The organism is Halomonas sp. BLK-85, assembly GCF_044792155.1.
Lineage (GTDB): Bacteria > Pseudomonadota > Gammaproteobacteria > Pseudomonadales > Halomonadaceae > Vreelandella.
The window spans coordinates 1,062,779-1,081,889 of record NZ_CP087731.1 but is presented as its reverse complement, the minus strand read 5'-3'; the positions used below and the strand labels follow the sequence as shown (position 1 = coordinate 1,081,889).

Below are 19,111 nucleotides of genomic sequence, written 5' to 3'. Positions count from 1 at the left end.
GTTAAACCTCTACTCTGTGCTTTTCTAAGCCGCTAAACCAGAGTTTTAATAAAGATTCATTACATTATTGTCGGGTAATGGACGCCCAGTGTTTTTCCAAACGCTTCACCGAGACAGGCATACAAGTGCCTAGCTGCTGGGCAAAAAGGGACACCCGCAACTCTTGCAACCACCAACCAAAGGCGACAAGTACCGGGGCTTCCACCTGACCACGCCTTTCGGCAACCCGGCGTGCCTCCCAACGCTCCTCAAGGGCCTGCACTTCAGCCATCATCATCTGGTCGCGCCCACGTTCGCGTGGCGCTTTCTCAAGACGGATCAAGGCCGCTTCCATATAACGAGGGTATTCTGACAACCATTCGCCTGCATCACTGATAAAGCCGGGATAGACTAGCCGTTGCATCTGAGACTTGATATCACTGTAGGTCAATGCCAGCGCAAAGTTAAGCTTACCTTTAAGTTGCTTGGCGACCTCCAGATGGGCTTTTAACGCAGCCTCTGTCTGTGACAACAGGGCTTCTGCATGTAACTCAAGAGTCTCTTCACAACCTGCCAGACGTGCTTCCAGTTCAGCAGCAGAACGCGGGAGCGGTTCGATCGCCACCACCTGCGCGAAAACCGCCTTGACCAGATCATCAACCAATGCCTGCTTACTGCCAATCCTGGCAAACAGCAGCGCACACGTTTCCAGACCCTTAAGCTGTTTGATAGCCTTGACCGCGCCAGGTCGCTGAGTAATGGCCAACTGAGTGACGCCATCACGGTGCGCCGCTTCAGCCTTGGCAGGATGATCAAACAGGACAATGTTGAACTGGGACCCTTCGCTGATCAGCGCAGGATAAGCCTCTACACGGATACCCGACTGCTCGGTAATCTTTGACGCCGGTAGGGGCTCATCCGGCAAACGGCTTAAAGCCGGCGCCTGGCTGGCCTGCTCTGCCATGGCTCTGGCACCTGCACTGGCCGCTTCTTCGAAGCGTTTTTCAAGGGCACGAACATCTCGCCCCTGGCCAATCACCTCACCGGCATGATTAACCACCTTAAGGTTCATAAACAGGTGCGGTGACAACTGATCCAGCCGCCAGTCATCGGGATGGACACGGGTTGCCGTGCGACGGCGAATAAACTCTCCCAAGGCTTCGGTCAGTGGACGCTCGTCAGGCACCAGTGTTTCCAGCGCGGCATCGACCCAGTCAGGAATCGGCACCACCTGACGTCGAATCGCCTTGGGCAGTGATTTCATCAGTGCGATACACTTTTCGCGAATCAGCCCGGGCACTAGCCATTCCAGCGCATGAACAGGCAACTGCGGTAACATGGCTGCCGGTACTGTCAGCGTGACCCCATCGTCATCGGCATCAGGGTCAAAATGATAACTCAGCGGATAGGCATTGCCATTGAGAATCAGGTGATCCGGGTAATCTGCCTGGGTGATTTCAGCGGCATCCCGCGCCTTGAGTGTTTCAATATCAAACTTGAGACAGTCAGGATCTTGGCGCTCAGCTTTTTTACGCCAATGTTCAAACCCTTTGCCGTTTACAATATTTTCTGGCAGGCGCTGATCATAAAAGGCAAACAGGGTTTCTTCATCCACCAGAATATCCCGGCGCCGCGCGCGATCCTCCAGGTCGGTAACTTCGTCAATCAGTGCCCGGTTATGGGCGAAGAACTCACCGCGGGTCTGGAACTCGCCCTCGACCAGAGCACGCCGAATGAAGAGCTCGCGGGATTCCTGCGGCGCAATCGGCCCATAGTGTACCCGGCGCCCAGCCACAATCGGCAGGCCATACAGCGTGACCTGTTCTTTGGCAACGACCTGGGCACGCTTCATCTCCCAATGCGGATCGGCATAGCTGCGCTTGACCAAGTGCAAGGCCTGAGGTTCGATCCATGCCGGATCAATCCTGGCCACGGTACGTGCAAACAGACGCGAGGTTTCCACCAGTTCAAATGCCATCAGCCACTTGGGTGACTTCTTGGCCAACCCTGAACCAGGGTGAATCATCAGTTTGCGATTGCGCGCCCCCAGGTATTCGCGGTTTTCACTGAGCATACCCAGATGCGACAGCAGGCCGGAAAGCAATGCCTGATGCAGTTTGACCGACGTCTTGCGGCGCAGCTGACGGGCTTGTTCCTCATTTTGTTCAGGATCAAGCGCTAGCGGAGGGGACACTTCAATGGACATATCACGCAGCAGCTGACGCAGCTGGCGAAAGGTATCATGCCACTCACGTACCCGCAGGTAGTTGATATAGTGCTCGCGACACCAGCGGCGCAGCTGATTGCCGGAGAGAGCTTCCCGGGCATTTTCGATGCCATGCCAGAGGTTGAGGATAGCAACAAAGTCTGAATCCGGGTCATGCCAGCGTAAATGCGCCTGATCAGCGGCCTGACGTTTATCTGCCGGGCGATCTCGAGGGTCCTGAATGGCCAGCGCTGATACAACGATCAGCACATCCCGCAGGCTGCCGCGCTCAGCGCCTTCCAGTACCATCCTCGCCAGACGCGGGTCGATGGGCAGTCTCGCCAGCTTGCGCCCAAGCGGGGTCAACTGCTGCTGCTCAGTCACCGCGCCCAGTTCGAACAACAGCCGGAATCCATCGGTCACGAAACGGCTGTCAGGCGGGTCGACAAATGGAAAGGCCTCGATGTTGCCTAACTTCAGTGCCAGCATGGAAAGAATTACCGAGGCCAGATTGGTACGCTGTATCTCCGGATCGGTAAAGGCGGGCCGTGACAGAAAGTCCTCTTCATCATACAGGCGCAAGCAGACCCCTTCGGCCACCCGGCCACAACGCCCTTTGCGCTGATTGGCACTTGCCTGACTGACCGGCTCAACCGGCAATCGCTGGATTTTCGAGCGATAGCTGTAGCGGCTGATGCGCACCAGCCCCGGATCTATCACATAACGAATGCCCGGTACGGTCAATGAGGTTTCCGCCACATTGGTAGCAAGCACAATACGCCGTCCGCTATGGGAGGCAAATACCCGGTTCTGTTCTGCATTGGAAAGCCGCGCATACAGCGGCAGAATTTCAGTGCCTCTCAGTTCGGCACGGCGCAGTGTATCCGCGGTTTCACGAATCTCGCGCTCACCCGGCAGAAAGATCAGCACATCCCGCGGGCCATGCAGCCAGCCTTTCTCGCGTTCTATCTGCTCGATTTCCTCGACCGCGTGAACAATCCCTTCCTGCAGGGTGCGATCTTCTTCTTCATCGCTATCACGCACCAGGGGCCGGTAATGCACCTCGACCGGATAAGCACGACCCGACACTTCCACTACCGGGGCGGGTGCCTGGGGTGTTCCAAAGTGCGCGGCAAAACGCTCAACATCGATGGTCGCCGAGGTAATGATGATTTTCAGATCCGGCCGTTTGGGCAACAGTCGCTTGAGATAGCCGAGCAGGAAATCAATATTCAGGCTGCGCTCATGCGCCTCATCAATAATGATGGTGTCGTAGCGCAGCAAGAGTGGGTCCTGCTGGGTTTCCGCCAGCAGGATGCCATCTGTCATCAGTTTGACCAGCGTTGTGGCACTGCTTTGATCGTTAAAACGCACCTGGTAACCGACCTGTTCACCCAGCGGCACTTCCAGCTCTTCTGCCAGGCGGGAGGCAACACTGCGCGCGGCCAGGCGGCGTGGCTGGGTGTGACCAATCAAGCCTCGCCGCCCACGCCCGATTTCCAGGCAGATCTTGGGCAGCTGGGTCGTTTTACCGGAGCCAGTCTCGCCGGCCACCACCACCACCTGGTGGGCTTCAAGCGCCCGCATGATGTCCTCGCGGCGCTCAACAACCGGCAGTTCAGCCGGGTAATTCAATGCAATCTTAAGCGCTTCACGCCTGGCCAAGGTAGACTGGGCACGCTGAAGTTCGTGCTCGACCTTGTCCAGACCGCGGTCAATCGGCTGGCGGTTGTGCAGCCGGCGCTGCAAGCCTGCAAGGCGCTTCTCAAGTTGTTCAGCCTCGCGCACCATCACGCGCGAGCTTGCATGGCGTAGCTGCTCTAGGCGCTGCGCATCACTTCTGATTAACGGCGTTTCTGAAGTCACAATCAGCGTAATTTCCTGTCAGGTCAGCTCAAGAGGTTTGGCAACCACTACCAAGATGGCCCGCTCTTATTGAACGGGCCATTCATTGTAACGCTTTTGTGCAAAAGACGGCTAATAGCGTACAGCTTTGCACAACAAATTATGGGTGAAAACCAGTATCAGGTTACCAGCATCATCCTGCTGGCTCATCGCGTAACTGACGTCTCAGCACCTTGCCCACGTTGGTCTTGGGCAACTCGTCACGAAACTCCACATATCGGGGCACCTTGTAACCGGTCAGATCTTTCTTGCACCATTTGCGCACGTCTTCAACGCTCAGCTGGTCGTTTCTGGAGACAATAAACAGCTTGATGGCTTCCCCGCTTTCTCCATCTGCGATCCCGACGGCAGCCGCTTCGATAACATCCGGGTGGCCGGCAATCACATCTTCCACTTCGTTAGGATAAACGTTGAAACCCGATACCAGTATCATATCCTTTTTACGATCAACGATGCGGATATAGCCATCATCTTCGATCACCGCGATATCCCCGGTATGAAACCAGCCGTCAGCGTCAATGGCGTTGGCTGTTTCTTCTTCACGCTGCCAATAGCCTTGCATTACCTGTGGCCCTTGGACACATAGCTCCCCGGGCTGCCCAAAGGCCAGGTCATTACCATCTCCGTCTATCACCTTGACCGCTGTACCTGCTACCGGTTTGCCAATACTTCCCAGCTTGCTGGCGTTAACCGGATTGAAGCTTACGATGGGTGATGTTTCAGTGAGTCCATACCCTTCCGCCACATCACAGCCGGTCACTTCTTTCCAACGTTTGGCTGTTGCACTGGTCAACGCCATACCGCCAGAAATCGTCAAATGCAACTTGGAAAAATCCAGCTGCCTGAAGTCCTCGCGGTTACATAACGCATTGAAGAGTGTGTTCAGACCGATGAAGGCGGTAAACGGCAGGCCCTTGAGTTCCTTGACAAAAGCGTCAAGGTCACGGGGATTGGTGATCAGCAAGGAATGATTGCCCGTTTCCATCAGGAACAGACAATTCACCGTAAAAGTATAAATGTGGTACACCGGCAAGGGAGCAATGATCAGCTCTTCACCGTTTTTGAGCGTATTGCCGATCGCCTCACGCGCCTGCAACATGTTTGCCACCAGGTTACGGTGACTCAACATGGCGCCTTTAGGTTTGCCTGTGGTTCCCCCCGTATATTGCAGGGCGGCCAGATCATCCAGGTCGCGGTGGACATCCTCATGCGATAGCTTGGCGCCTAGCTGCAAGGCGCTGCGAAAGCTCAATGCACCAGGAAGCGAATAGCCAGGCACCATTTTTTTTACGTGCTTGACCACACTATTGATCAGCCAACGCTTGGGTGCCCCATGCAGATCGGCCAGCTGGGTGATCAGCACGTGCTTGATAGACGTTTTATCGAGCACCTTTTCAAGCTTGCTGGCCATATTGGCCAGAATCACGATGGCCTTGGCGTTGGAATCCTTGAACTGATGAGCCATTTCCCGCTCTGTATAAAGCGGATTGGTATTGACCACCACCAGGCCTGCCCGCAAGGCACCAAACACTGCAACGGGGAACTGCAGCAGGTTAGGTAACTGTATAGCGATACGGTCCCCCGGCTCCAGATCGGTTTCGTGCTGCAACCAGGCAGCAAAGTCGCCTGACAGCCGATCGAGATCAGCAAAACTCAACGTCTGCCCCATACAACTAAAGGCAGGATTAGCGGCAAAGCGTTTGACAGCACCATGAAAGATATCGGTGACCGAGCTGTATTGATCGAGACCTTCCAGCGCTGGCCCTTTGAGAATAGGGGCATTGGCATGTTCACTCATCGGCAATCTCCACTTTCAGAGTCGATGCAGGACACCGACGTTATTATTGTTCGCGGTGACCTAGCCGTCACCGATGTATTAACAATATACGATGTTGAACAAGCTGTAAAACGGGTGATTAAAACTGTCGTTTTAAAGCCGACCTCAACTGCACTCACCAATTCAGCCCTGTAATGAGTAAGCCCCTATGGGTGACTCATCTGATTGGACACCAAACGGGCACAGATTTCTCCCGATTTCCAGACAACTAATTCGCCTGGTTGCAGCCGTTGCCAATACTCATTATGAGTGAGTGGCTCGGTTGCAATGACTGACACGATGTCATCTGGCGTGGTGTGCTCGACAAAATTGACCGTCATTTCCGCATCAGATAACTCTGCTTCCCCAAAGGGAGCACGACGGGTAATGTGCGCGAGCCTGGTCGAGCAGTAGGTATAAAGATAGACGCCGTCGGAGAGCAGCATATTGAAAACGCCCAATCCCCGTAGCTGCTCACAGAGATGATGCAGCAGCGCCCAGAGCCTTTCTGGGCTATCAGGCGGCTGTGGAAGGTGCTCACGCAGTTGCCCCATTATGAAGCAGAAGGCATGTTCACTGTCGGTTGTACCTACAGGCGTGAAGCCCTTGAGCGGCAGACTTTTCCAGTCGCTGGAGAGCTGACCGTTGTGGGCGTAACACCAGGGCCTGCCCCACATCTCACGGGTAAAAGGGTGTGTATTGGCCAATTTGATGCCACCCACATTGGCCTGGCGGATATGACTGATCACTACATTGGACTTGATCGGATAATCACAGATAAGGCGTGCAATCGGGGAGTCCACTGACGGATGAGGGTCACGGAATTCCCGATAGCCACCTTCCTCATAGAAGGCGATTCCCCAACCGTCTCTATGGGGGCCTGTTCCACCGCCACGGTGGAGAAACCCGGCAAAACTGAAGCAGATATCGGTTGGCACATTGGCACTCATGCCCATGAGCTCACACATGCTGCGGCATCCTGTTTTCCATTAGTTGCTCATTGTGTGTATAACCAGATGTTGATTATAAAGCCAAACGAACTTACAAAACCGGCTCATGGCGCTGAGCCCCATTGGTATCTTCCTCGGCCTGGGTAGGAGCTTTTGAGGCAGCAGCTGCCCGGGTGTCAGTCGATGGACGGCGCAGCCACCAGATTGCAAGCCCGATCAGGGCGCCCAGCGTTACTCCCATCAATAACCACACAAGGCCTTCCCTGAAAGCCGAGGCGTTGTCTTCCAGAAACCCGACAGCGGCCACCATGGCGGCCGGCGCCCAACCGGTGTAAAACTCGCCCTCTTCGACCAGCGGCAGCCTGAAACGTGCGGGGGCCCACATGGCGCCCGCAACTACCCAGGTCAGCATCAGGCGCAAAAAACGCGGCAGAATGATAAAAGTCAGATAGACCGCAACAAACACCAACAGCGAGATTGCATAGTAACTCGCCCAAAGCAGTGACATTGATTCTTCAACCAGCATAATGCTCCTTATCAGGGTGCTTTCACCCAACATTCATTTTTTCTATGGTACCTATCAATTGACCAAAGCACAGCCGCAACATAAGCCCCGTTCAGCGATCAACCAGCAATTTAACCATTATTATCACCCAGATGACCCAGACTGGCACTGGCTTGAGGATGCCAAGGACCCCAAGGTGAGTGATTTCCTGATGGCTGCCAACGCGCAACACGCCGAATGGTTTAGCCCATTGGAGCCGCTGGCTGAAAAGCTCTTTCAGGGCCACCTGGCTCGCAGAGAACTGGCGGTTACCGGTCTTGAGACAGCGCTTGACCACTTTACGTTCTGGACGATGACCGACGCTGATCAGGATTATCCCTGCTGGTGGCGTTACCCCAACGGTCAGCCCGAACAGCGCGAGTGTATTTTCAATCTGCCGGAACGTGCCGCCCGGCATGATTTTTTTGATATTGGCGACATGGCCCTGCCTGCTGATGAACAATGGCTGGCATGGACCGAAGATACTCAGGGCGATGAGCGCTTTTCGCTGTGGATCAAACGTTTACCCGAGGGCTCAGCACAGTGTCTGCTCAATGATATTGGTCCGGGCCTGTGCTGGGCAGAAGATCAGACTGACACCGCAGCCACCCTGCTGTTTACCCGCTTTGATGCTACCCAGCGGCCAGACAGCGTATGGCGGCTACCGCTGACGTTTGACCAGAACAAGGCCAAGGCGCTACCGGAAACCTTGGTCTATCGGGAAGCTGACCCGGAGTTCTGGGTGGGCGTCAGCAAGACCCGCTCACGCCAATGGCTGCTGATTGAATCAGCCTCCAAGGACACCAGCGAAGTGCTGCTACTGGCCAGCGACGCTCCAGACTCACCGCTTGATTGCCTTCACCCTCGCCGGCCCGGCGTTGAAGCCAGTATTGAGCATCGCCCCGGCTTCTTCTATCGTCTGCATAATCAGCACGGTGCACACTTCCAGCTGGACGTGATCGAAGAAACTCGCATCAGCCAAACGGATGCCTGGAAACCCCTGATTGAACACAGCAATACGACCACTCTGGAAGGTGTCGATGCCTTCAGCTGGGGCCTGGTAATCGCTGAACGTGATCACCAGCAGGCGCAGGTCTATCTCCGTCGCCTGGTGGTAGACCAGCAGCACAGGGCGACAGTGAATCAACGCCTTGGTCTGCCGGAAACGCCCTGCTCACAGTTGCTTGAAGACGCTCCGCATTTTGATGCGACCAGTTTGCGCTTGAGGGAAGAATCCTTCACTCAGCTACCCCGCTGGGTAGAGCTGGACCTTGCTACCCTTGAACGTCGTGTCATCAAGACACAGCCGCTTCACGGTGACCTCCATCCTGAACACCTGGTCAGCCAGCGTATCTGGGCGACCAGTCATGATGGCGAAAAAGTGCCGGTATCCATTGTGATGCGCGCTGACCTGGCAGGACAGGCTCTGCCTACCCTGCTTTACGGCTATGGTGCCTACGGTGAACCGCTTGACCCCTGGTTTTCGATTGCCCGACTGGAGTTACTGGCACGCGGCATCGCCTTTGCGGTTGCCCATGTGCGCGGTGGCGGTGAGCGCGGCGAACCCTGGTATCTGGATGGCAAGATGGCCAATAAGGAAAACAGCTTTCTCGACTTTCTGGCCGCTCGAGACGCCCTGGCCAGCGAAGGTTTGAGCAGGGAAGATCGCATCCTGGCCTGTGGTGCCAGTGCAGGGGGGTTGCTGGTAGGCACCTGCCTGAACCGCCGGCCGCATGCGTTCTGTGGCGCCGTGCTTGATGTGCCTTTTGTGGATGTTCTGCGCACCATGCAAAACCCCGACTTACCGCTGACGACTGCAGAATATAGCGAGTGGGGCAACCCGGCAGATGCAGGCGTCGCCGAGCGCATTCAGAATTATTCACCGGTGGATAATATTACGCCCCGACATTACCCCGCCATCTGGATTGAAGGCAGCTGGTTCGACACGCGCGTCAGCTATTGGGAACCCGCCAAGTATTACGCCAGATTACGACAGTGTCAGCTAGGTGATGCCCCCATCCTGCTGCACACCGATATGAGTAGCGGCCATGGCGGCGCATCAGGTCGTTTCAAGGCATGGCGCGAAGCCGCCCGGCAGGATGCGTTTATTTTATGGGCACTGGGCTGCGCCGAAGATGAATGACCGAAGTCGGGTTAAAGCACCCCCTAATTGATGAATGCCAGACCTTTACAGCATTCACTCAGGGCGACATGGGCAAGATGGCAATAATATGCTCTTCCAGCTTTTTCTCGGGCACATCGTCCTGGGAAACCGCAAAGTGACGAACGCTGACGCCTTTACGGTGGACGCGTTCGGCATCATTGCTCAGTAGCGGATGCCAACCGGCCAGCTTACGCCCTTCGGCCACCCGCCGATAGGCACAGCTGTGTGGCAGCCAGGTAAACTCTTTCACCCGTTCAGGCGTTAATTGGGTGCAGTCCGGAACGCTATCAAAGCGGTTTTCATAATCACTGCACTGGCAACTGTGGGTATCCAGCAGGCGGCAGGCCACATTCAGCACCGCCACTTCCTGAGTGTCATCGTCATGTAGCTTGAGCAGACAGCACTGGCCACAGCCGTCGCACAGTGCCTCCCACTCTGGCTGGGTAAGTGCTTCCAGCGGGTAACGCTCCCAGAAACGTTCACGTAGTTGGTCAGACACTCAGGCCCTCCTGTTTGCTGCTGCGTAAGACTCAATAACGCGCCTCTGTGGGCGCTCGGTAAAGATCCAGCAAATAGTCCTCTTTAGCCGGCGGCATCTGGAAGTAAAAACCCTTGTCGCGGATGGCAGCCAAGACATCGGCGCTATTGGCGCGCGCCAGCGGCTTATCCGGAGTCAACATCAGGGTCATGACCGATATCGGCTTACCGAAACGCTCTAATAGAGCTTCCGGAACGTCGCTAAGACCTTTGCGCTTATCGACGTAAAGATACATATCTTCCTTACGTGAGCTTCTGAAAACTTCACAGATAAGGCGTTCGGCATTGAGATAGTGACTTGAACGATCACTGGAGCCGGTCTGGGAACCACGGGTGTGATAACTCATTGGCGATTTTCCTTTAGCGCTTCCTGAATGCGCTCATTGAGATATTCACCGCGCCAGCCTTTGGGCAGTGCCAAAGGCTCATCAGCCATTGACTGCATTACCAGGCGCTCGATATCGCGTCGGCGCATCAACATCTCCGGAGCAACGCCCAGAATGTCTGCCTGAGTAACCACCGCTTTCTTGAGTGCCTTGAAAAGCGGTTTGAAAGGCGGCCTGGCAGGGTCCGGCCAAGCGTGGGGTAATGCTTCAGGCGCCGCTTCGTAGGCCTGCCTGACCAAGGCCAGCAGGGTATCCCCTTCCTTCTTGACCAGTGGCGGCTTGACGCCTTCTACCGCCGCCAACTCATAGCGATTTTTAGGCATGGCCTCGGCTATCGCAAACAGCAGCTTATCGCCCACCAGCCAGTTGCGGGGCAGGTTGCGCCGGCGGGTTTCAGCTTCACGCCAGAGGGTCATCAGGCGATAGGCTTCGATCTGACGCGGTGTCAACCGCCACAGCAAGCGCTGGCGGGTAAACCACTGATCTGCGTTTTCAGTGTGCGCCTGCTCTACGACCGCCTGACACTCCTGTGCGACCCAGGCCAGCCGGCCGAGCGACTCTAACTGAACCTTTTGCTGGGCCCAGACCTTGAGCAGATAAATCACATCCAGGGCAGCATACTCACACTGCGCCTGGCTTAACGGGCGTTCGAGCCAGTTTGAGCGGGTTTCTTCCTTGGGCAACACCTCGCCGGTCCAGTGTGCCACCAGCTTCTGATAACCCATGCCCGGGTTATCACCCAGAAACCCCTGAGCTATCTGGGTATCAATCAACGGTGATGGCAGGGCACCGGCCCACCGCTGGAACACATCCAGATCTTCACTACTGGCATGCAGCAGCTTGACTGCCGGCCCCGTCAACAGGTCTTGAAAAGCCACTGTGCATTCAACCGCCAACGGGTCGACCAGATAAGCTGTGTCGTCATAGGCAAACTGCACAAGCGCAGGCACCGGATAAAAAGAATTCTCGCGGAAAAATTCCGTATCCAGCGCAATCACATCAGCGTGTGCAACATTAGCACAGGCGTCATCCAGTGCCTGAGGTGTATCAATCCAGCGATAAGACGGTGGGACAATAGACAAGGGCTTGATTCCCGATTAATGAATGATGCGGCATCAGACAGTGCTCCACAACGTGGATTCAGTCGTTACTGAATGGCAAGCGACCATTAAAAGCGCGGCTAAGTGTGCCTCCATCGACGTACTCGAGCTCACCTCCCATTGGTACGCCGTAGGCTAGGCGTGAGAAACGCACGCCATAATCGCCCAGCTGCGATGCAATGTAGTGAGCTGTTGCCTCTCCCTCCACGGTAGGGTTGGTCGCCAGCACAACTTCTGCCACCTCTCCCTGAGCCACCCGTTTTTCCAGCAGATCCAGGCCAATTGTTTCAGGGCCGATGCCATCAAGGGGCGAAAGGTGCCCATGCAGAACGAAATAACGACCATTGAAGCCGCCTGCTTCTTCGATCGCCAGTTGATCTGCGGGCGATTCAACCACACAAAGCAGGCCATCATCACGACGTGGGCTTTCACATAGCGCGCATAAAGGTGCTTCCGTCAGGGTTCTGCAGCGCTCACAGTAATCCACCTCTGCGATCGCTTGGTTAATTGAAGCTGCCAGCCGCCTTCCGCCTTCACGCTCCCGCTCCAGTAGATGCAGCGCCATGCGCTGGGCCGTTTTAGGACCAACGCCGGGCAGCACCCGAAACGCTTCCATCAGTTGTTCAATGAGGGGTGAAAAGCGCATGGACTAGAATGGCATCTTGAAACCAGGCGGCAGGTTCAGCCCAGCAGTGGCTTCTTCCATCATTGCCTTGGAGCTGGCTTCCACCTTACGCACAGCGTCGTTGACGGCCGCTGCCAACAGGTCTTCAAGCAGCTCCTTGTCTTCTTCGAGCACGCTGGGATCAACGTCCACGTTGATCACGTCGTGGCGGCCGTTCATGGTGACTTTCACCATGCCTGCACCGGCCTCGCCATGTACTTCTGCCTTGGCAACTTCTTCCTGGGCCTGCTGCATCTTTTCCTGCATTTCCTGAGCCTGCTTCATCAGGTTACCCATTCCGCCTTTCATCATGGTCTTTCTCCCGTTTAAGGAACCAGCCAAGGTTGCTGGTCAAAAGATTGTTCGTCAATTATCGGCTAGCCGACGCCGGCTTGACACTGGTCTCCACTAGTGTGGCACCAAAAGCCTGCTGAAGTTTCTGTATATTAGGGTCATGACTCAGGGTATCAATGGCCTGTGCATGGCGTTGCTGGGCAATCCGCTGGTCGCGCTGCTGGGGTGTTTCCAGCGCAGGATCAAGCGCCTTCACTTCAAAGACTACCTGGCGCTCAATACCCTGGGCCTGTAGTGCTTTGCCGATTCGTTGTTGATGGATTTCTGCGCGCATAGCCTCCTGACTGGGCGCTAACAGGAGTACGAGGGTACGCCCGTCATCGTGGCCGCACTGGCAATGTGCTGCCAGGTTGCGCGTCAGCCCGCCCAGCTTCAAAGCGTCGAAAAGAGCCAACCAGCGGTTGTGATCGAGATAAGCAGCCCCCTCAACGCCAGAGTGATCTGAAAAGCTGTGTTCAGTAGCGCTTTGTTCAGTCACAGCATCCGTTTTGGCAGGTTCGGATTCCCCAGCAGCCGGTTTAGACGCTTCAGGCTCACTAGTGGAATGTTTAAACTCTGGTTCGGATGGGGCGAGTGCCATGGCAGAGACTGCCTGCGTGTCGCCAGCATCCCAGGGTGGGGCCGACGCGACCGCCGCGGGATCTGCGAATACGGGGTTACCAGGCTCGGACTGACCGGACACTGGCTCAATGGACGATGCTTCGGCAGCACCGGGATCATTGGACACAGGCTCATCAACCTGCAGTGTTGAACGTTCAGGCGTTGCCGATGTGGTCGAATCAGTAGAAGCGGTGTCCGGACTCTCAAGTGGTTCGGGTTTGAGGGGCAAAGGCGTCTGCGGCGGCTTGGGAACCCCTTGGGGACGAAACGCCAGCATACGCAACAACGTCATTTCCAATGCGCTGCGCAGATCAGGCGCATGAATCATATCGCCTCGGCCCTGAATACCAATCTGATAATAGAGTTGCACGTCTTCGGCCGTAAAGCGCGAGGCCAGCGCCAATATGAATTCTCGGTCGCCGTGGCTGTTATCCACCACATCCGGCACCATCTGGGCAACAGCCAGACGATGCAGAATGGCACTGATATCATCCAGCACCGCTGCGAAATCCGGCCCCTGTTCTGCCAACGTCGCCACTTCGCTCAACAGTTTGGCCACATCCACCTCTGCCAGGGCCTCAACCAGTGCGAGTACATGGCGATGGTCCAGGGTACCCAGCATGGCGGCCACATCTGTATAGCGTACCTCGCCCTGGCCAAAGGCAATGGCTTGATCGGTCAGACTCATGGCGTCGCGCATGGAGCCTTCTGCCGCCTTACCCAACAACCAGAGAGCACGCTCTTCAAAGTTTACCTGCTCGGCAGTGAGAACATGCTGAAGATGCTCAACAACCCGCTCAGGCGGCATGTGCTTGAGAGTGAACTGAAGGCACCGGGAAAGTACCGTTGCAGGCAACTTATGTGGATCGGTGGTGGCCAGAAGAAATTTAACGTGAGGCGGTGGCTCCTCCAGGGTTTTCAACAGGGCGTTGAAGCTACTGGTAGACAGCATGTGCACCTCGTCAATCAGGTACACCTTATAGCGCCCCTGAGTGGGAGCATACTGCACGTTATCAAGAAGTTCGCGCGTGTCCTCAACCTTGGTGCGTGATGCTGCGTCAACTTCAATAAGGTCGACAAATCGTCCTTCATCAATAGCACAACAATTGGCACATTCACCGCAGGGCGTCGAAGTTATCCCTTCATCTCCCTGGCCGCCTGACGTGCAGTTAAGGCATTTGGCCAGGATTCTCGCCAGAGTGGTTTTACCCACTCCTCGTGTGCCGGTAAACAGATAAGCATGATGGAGACGCCCCTGATCAAGTGCGTTGACCAGTGCGCGTTGGACATGGGCCTGACCGACTAACTCATGGAATGTACGTGGCCGCCATTTACGGGCCAGAACCTGATAGCTCATGGAGCAGGATTTCCTTTGGCGGACTGAGATGCCTAGATGAAATGGCTAATTGTCCATTCTAGCGGTTGAACCTCAGCCCGCCAACCGCAGATAAAGCGGCTATACAAACGCTGAATCAGGCATTATCACTGCTTTCGGCACTATTGGCTCGCTCTGCAGCTGCTTTTACCAGTTTCTCAAGCTCACCACTTTCATGCATCTCGATGACGATATCGCAACCGCCTACCAGCTCCCCCTCAACCCAAAGCTGCGGGAAAGTGGGCCAGTTAGCAAACTTGGGCAGTTCAGTACGAATATCAGGATTGTCCAGCACGTTCACAAATGCGAAGCGCTCACCGCAGTTCATCAGCGCCTGTACCGTCTGCGCAGAAAAACCACACTGAGGCAGCTGCGGCGTGCCTTTCATGTAAATCAGGATCGGATTTTCACCGATTTGCTGTTGAATGTTTTCCAGCGTTGAACTCATAGGACCTCCTGGGTAATAAAAAAACGTCGCTATATTGCTCCTTCATCAACACCTGTCAATAGGGTAGCTGATATCGACGATGCCATACACCTGCAATACCTGACTATAGCACTGGGCTTTAGACATGTCGGCCATTCTACGCTGAGCATTGGCATTGCGCATCCCCTAAGGCCTCGCTAGGATAAAGGTTTTACGCGGAGAGCGACCATGGCGACACGCCATTTCCTGACCTTACTGGATCTGACACCGGGTGAATTGAGTTATCTGATTCAGCGGGCCATTACGATCAAAAGCAACCTGAAAACCCAGGGACCCAGCTATACTCCGCTGCCTAACCGCACTCTTGCGATGATTTTCGAAAAGTCATCCACACGTACCCGGGTTTCTTTTGAGACAGCTATGGCACAACTGGGTGGCCATGCCCTGTTTCTATCTCCCCGTGACACCCAGTTGGGCCGCGGCGAACCTATTGATGATACAGCACGCGTGCTGTCTGAAATGGTCGATGCTGTCATGGTGCGGACGTTCTCACACGCAGGGCTTGAAACCCTGGCATCCGCAAGCTCAGTGCCGGTAATCAATGCGCTGTCGGACGATTACCATCCCTGTCAGCTATTGGCCGATGTCATGACCTGGACAGAGCTGCGCGGTAGCGTGAAAGGCCGCACCGCTGTTTGGATTGGGGACGGCAACAACATGTGCCATTCATGGATCAACGCGGCACGGCAATTTGATTTCAACCTGCGCATCTGCTGTCCAAAAGGCTATGAGCCGCGCGAGGACATCATGAGCGCTGCCGGCAGCCGGGTCGAGGTTCTTCATGACCCCCAGGCAGCGGTTCAGGGCGTTGATCTTGTCACCACAGACGTCTGGGCATCCATGGGCCAGGAAGAAGAACAGGCCAAGCGTGAAGCGGACTTTGCTGGCTTTCAGGTAACCGAGGCAATGCTTGATCAGGCTGCCGGAGATGTTATTTTTCTGCACTGCCTGCCCGCCCACCGGGGAGAAGAAATCAACACCACCCTTCTGGATGATCCACGCGCTGCTGTGTGGCAGGAAGCCGGTAACCGCCTGCACGCCCAAAAAGCACTGATTGAATTCTTGCTGCTTGGCAAGGTGGCCTGACTGCCAGAGGACAGGACGGTACATTATTGGCGAAAAAAAACCGCTCAAGGGAATGACCCCCTGAGCGGTTTTATCGAATCTGGTGGAGCCTAGCGGGATCGAACCGCTGACCTCAACACTGCCAGTGTTGCGCTCTCCCAGCTGAGCTAAGGCCCCGGATGGTAATCGTTTGGAGTATCAATCAGGCCAGTAATCAACAGTCAAACGCATTTTGTTAAGTAGGCTTCGACAATCATTGACCTGATTCGACCCGAGGATAGTACTTACGGCACTCTCGCACGTCAAGTCGTCACATCACCACCTTAACGCTAATGCGAAGTGAACAATAATTGTGGCAATATAGAGAACGTTTTATCGTTTGCGAGCCAAAACAGGAGCCGCCCCTTGATCAATGTGTTGGTTGCCGATGATCACCACCTGGTAAGAAGCAGCATTGCACTTCTTCTTGAGAACGAGGGTGACATCCATGTGGTAGGTGAAGCCAACGACGGCGAAAGCGCTGTTTCTCAATGCCGTCAGCTCAGGCCGGATGTCGTACTGATGGATATTCGTATGCCCGGTATTGGCGGCCTTGAAGCAACACGAAGAATTCAGCGTGGCCTGTCAGATATCCGGGTCTTGATCCTGACCGCACACCTTGATGACAATATTGCCAAGAAAATGTACGAGGCCGGTGCTGCAGGGTTCCTCAGCAAGGGTGCTGACCCCTGTGAAATGACCAATGCCCTGCGTCAGGTATTTCATGGTAGCCGCTATATCAGCCATGAAATTGCTCAACGGCTGGCACTTTCCAATATTTCTGAGCACGAAACCCCCTTTGCGGACCTCTCTCACCGTGAACTGCAAATCGCCATCATGATCGTCAACTGCCAGCGGGTGCAGGAAATATCTGACCGCCTGTATCTAAGCCCGAAAACCGTCAACACCTATCGCTACCGCCTGTTTGAAAAGCTTAAAGTCGCAAGCGACGTCGAACTCACTCATCTGGCACTTCGCCACGGCCTGGTAGAAGGCTATGAGGCGTATACTTGCTAGGACGCTTCCCTATCCATGGCTCCGGCGCGCCGTCAGGATCTAACACCATTCTATGAGTTTTAATCCAAAACAGTTTCTGGCCTCTGTCAGTACTTCTCCCGGTGTCTATCGTATGCTTGATGAACAGGGCAACACCCTGTACATAGGCAAAGCCAAACGATTACATGCCCGCCTTTCCAGTTATTTCCGTGGCCATCTGAACGCCAAGACCCAAGCCATGGTAAGCCGCATTGCGGATATACAAATCACGGTTACCCGCACTGAAACAGAAGCTCTGCTGCTTGAGCAGACACTGATCAAGGAGCTGCGACCGCCCTACAATATTCTGTTGCGCGATGACAAATCCTACCCGTTTATTTTTGTCAGCGACCGCCATAACTACCCGGCTCTCGAATATAAGCGTGTTCGCCAGCGGCGCAATGACGGGCGCTATCTTGGCCCCTACCCCAGTAGTGGCGCAGTGCGCGAAAGTCTGGCGCTGATGCAGAAGATTTTCCGGATACGCAACTGTGAGGACAGTGTCTTTGCCCATCGTTCACGCCCCTGCCTGCAGTACCAGATTGAACGCTGCAGCGCGCCTTGCGTCGGCTATATTTCCGAGCAGCAGTATCGCCGCGATGTTGAACATGCGGTAATGTGCCTGGAAGGCAAAAGCGAGCACGTCACTCAGGCGCTGACAGAGTCAATGGAAGCAGCCAGCCAGGCGCTTAACTTTGAGGAAGCCGCCCGTTTCAGGGATCAGATCAAGCAACTTCGCCAACTTCAGCAGCGCCAGTTTGTCGATAACGAACAGGGCAATGCCGATGTCTTTGCGCTCGCCCAGCGCCCGGGCGGGCTTGCGGTGTCCATCATCAGCGTCCGCGATGGTCGCATGCTGGGCGCACGCCACCATAACCCGACCAACGATCTGGACCTTGATCCCGCCACCTTGTTAACCAATGTCGTCAGCCAGTTTTACCTGGGACAACCACACGATTTGCCGGCTGAAATCATCACAAGCCTACCGCTGGAAGACAGCCAGTTGCTGGCTGAGGCGTTTTCCCAGCAAGCTGGCAAACGGATACGAGTCACGCACCAGGTCCGCGGCCAGCGCGCTCAATGGCAGCAACTGGCGATTACCAATGCAGAACAGCAACTGGCCTCTCGCCTGGCCAGCCACCAACAGATGGCATCACGCTTCAAAGCGTTACAAGAGGCTCTTGGCCTATCAGAAATGCCTCAACGCATGGAATGCTTTGACATCAGCCACAGCCATGGCGAAGCGACGGTGGCCTCCTGTGTCGTCTTTGACCATAACGGACCGCGCAAGGGCGATTATCGCCACTTCAGGATTGAAGGCGTAGCCGCCGGTGATGATTATGCTGCCATGCAACAAGCGCTTACCCGGCGCTTGAAGAGAGTCAAGAGTGGCGAATCCACTTCACCGGATGTGCTGATTGTGGATGGTGGCAAAGGCCAACTGAACATGGCCCGCAGCGTTCTGGATCAGATGCAGCTCAATACCATCACTCTGCTGGGCGTTGCCAAAGGAACCACTCGCAAAGCCGGACTGGAGACCCTGTTTCTCGACTCGCCAGAGCATCCTCTAGCGTTGGACAGCACTTCTCCGGCACTTCACCTGATTCAGCACATTCGCGATGAATCCCACCGCTTTGCGATTGCCGGGCACCGGGCACAGCGCGACAAGGCCCGGCGGACCTCCACCCTTCAGGACATAGATGGCATTGGCCCCAAACGGCGGCGTGAGCTGTTACGTTTTTTTGGTGGCTTGCAAGGGGTGCAGAAAGCCAGCAGAGCCGAACTGGCACGTGTGCCAGGTATCAGCGAGGCTCTCGCAGAAACCATTTATCAATCTTTACACGGATAAAACCTCCCTGGCATGGATGCGATTGTCCAAGGGGGATAGAATGAACAAAATTAATT

At 55.3% G+C, this 19,111-nt stretch carries 15 protein-coding genes and 1 tRNA gene; 4 read left to right on the top strand and 12 right to left on the bottom strand.

What is annotated here, in order from left to right; translation table 11 throughout:
• Positions 1-64: 64 nt before the first annotated feature.
• The 4 genes from hrpA to LL947_RS04795 form a co-directional block, all read right to left on the bottom strand.
• Entirely contained in the window at positions 65-4,051 is a 3,987-nt protein-coding gene (gene hrpA, locus LL947_RS04810) for an ATP-dependent RNA helicase HrpA (RefSeq protein ID WP_499834105.1), read from the bottom strand.
• 172 nt (positions 4,052-4,223) lie between these two features.
• Positions 4,224-5,888: an AMP-binding protein gene (locus LL947_RS04805; protein WP_499834104.1), complete on the bottom strand. Its 1,665-nt coding sequence runs from the start codon at positions 5,886-5,888 to the stop codon at positions 4,224-4,226.
• A 185-nt stretch (positions 5,889-6,073) separates the two neighbouring features.
• Entirely contained in the window at positions 6,074-6,874 is an 801-nt protein-coding gene (locus tag LL947_RS04800) for a class II glutamine amidotransferase (RefSeq protein WP_499834103.1), read from the bottom strand.
• Positions 6,875-6,947: 73 nt separating this feature from the next.
• The gene (locus tag LL947_RS04795; protein ID WP_290820824.1) at positions 6,948-7,382 is read right to left on the bottom strand and encodes a hypothetical protein; all 435 of its coding nucleotides are present in this window, start codon (positions 7,380-7,382) and stop codon (positions 6,948-6,950) included.
• Between the two features lies 1 nt (position 7,383).
• Between LL947_RS04795 and LL947_RS04790 the strand changes: the two genes are divergently transcribed.
• On the top strand, positions 7,384-9,543 hold the full coding sequence (locus LL947_RS04790) for a S9 family peptidase (RefSeq protein WP_499834102.1): 2,160 nt from the start codon (positions 7,384-7,386) through the stop codon (positions 9,541-9,543).
• Between the two features lie 58 nt (positions 9,544-9,601).
• Here the strand turns inward: LL947_RS04790 and LL947_RS04785 are convergent, their stop codons facing one another.
• The 7 genes from LL947_RS04785 to grxD form a co-directional block, all read right to left on the bottom strand.
• Positions 9,602-10,063 (bottom strand): YcgN family cysteine cluster protein, encoded by a 462-nt coding sequence (locus LL947_RS04785; RefSeq protein WP_290820828.1) that lies wholly within the window; start codon positions 10,061-10,063, stop codon positions 9,602-9,604.
• A gap of 31 nt (positions 10,064-10,094) precedes the next feature.
• A complete protein-coding gene (locus LL947_RS04780; RefSeq protein ID WP_290820830.1) occupies positions 10,095-10,448 on the bottom strand; it encodes a YcgL domain-containing protein in 354 nt (117 codons plus the stop codon).
• Positions 10,445-11,569, bottom strand: coding sequence for a ribonuclease D (gene rnd, locus LL947_RS04775; RefSeq protein ID WP_499834101.1), 1,125 nt, complete (start codon positions 11,567-11,569; stop codon positions 10,445-10,447). The genes LL947_RS04780 and rnd overlap by 4 nt, the downstream gene beginning before the upstream one ends.
• A 58-nt stretch (positions 11,570-11,627) precedes the next feature.
• Positions 11,628-12,233, bottom strand: coding sequence for a recombination mediator RecR (gene recR, locus LL947_RS04770; RefSeq protein WP_290820834.1), 606 nt, complete (start codon positions 12,231-12,233; stop codon positions 11,628-11,630).
• 3 nt (positions 12,234-12,236) lie between these two features.
• Positions 12,237-12,563: a YbaB/EbfC family nucleoid-associated protein gene (locus LL947_RS04765; protein WP_171702727.1), complete on the bottom strand. Its 327-nt coding sequence runs from the start codon at positions 12,561-12,563 to the stop codon at positions 12,237-12,239.
• A gap of 58 nt (positions 12,564-12,621) precedes the next feature.
• Entirely contained in the window at positions 12,622-14,562 is a 1,941-nt protein-coding gene (gene dnaX, locus LL947_RS04760; RefSeq protein WP_499834100.1) for a DNA polymerase III subunit gamma/tau, read from the bottom strand.
• A 115-nt stretch (positions 14,563-14,677) separates the two neighbouring features.
• Complete coding sequence (grxD, locus tag LL947_RS04755) at positions 14,678-15,028, bottom strand: Grx4 family monothiol glutaredoxin (RefSeq protein ID WP_171702728.1); 351 nt, start codon at positions 15,026-15,028, stop codon at positions 14,678-14,680.
• 207 nt (positions 15,029-15,235) lie between these two features.
• On the opposite strand from grxD, the gene argF reads away from it, so the two are divergent.
• Positions 15,236-16,153, top strand: coding sequence for an ornithine carbamoyltransferase (gene argF, locus LL947_RS04750; protein ID WP_499834099.1), 918 nt, complete (start codon positions 15,236-15,238; stop codon positions 16,151-16,153).
• Positions 16,154-16,233: 80 nt separating this feature from the next.
• On the opposite strand, the gene LL947_RS04745 is transcribed toward argF, so the two are convergent.
• A tRNA-Ala gene (locus LL947_RS04745) sits at positions 16,234-16,309 on the bottom strand.
• 228 nt (positions 16,310-16,537) lie between these two features.
• On the opposite strand from LL947_RS04745, the gene uvrY reads away from it, so the two are divergent.
• Complete coding sequence (uvrY, locus tag LL947_RS04740) at positions 16,538-17,188, top strand: UvrY/SirA/GacA family response regulator transcription factor (protein ID WP_290820841.1); 651 nt, start codon at positions 16,538-16,540, stop codon at positions 17,186-17,188.
• A gap of 52 nt (positions 17,189-17,240) precedes the next feature.
• Entirely contained in the window at positions 17,241-19,055 is a 1,815-nt protein-coding gene (gene uvrC / locus LL947_RS04735; protein ID WP_404416895.1) for an excinuclease ABC subunit UvrC, read from the top strand.
• Positions 19,056-19,111 lie beyond the last annotated feature (56 nt).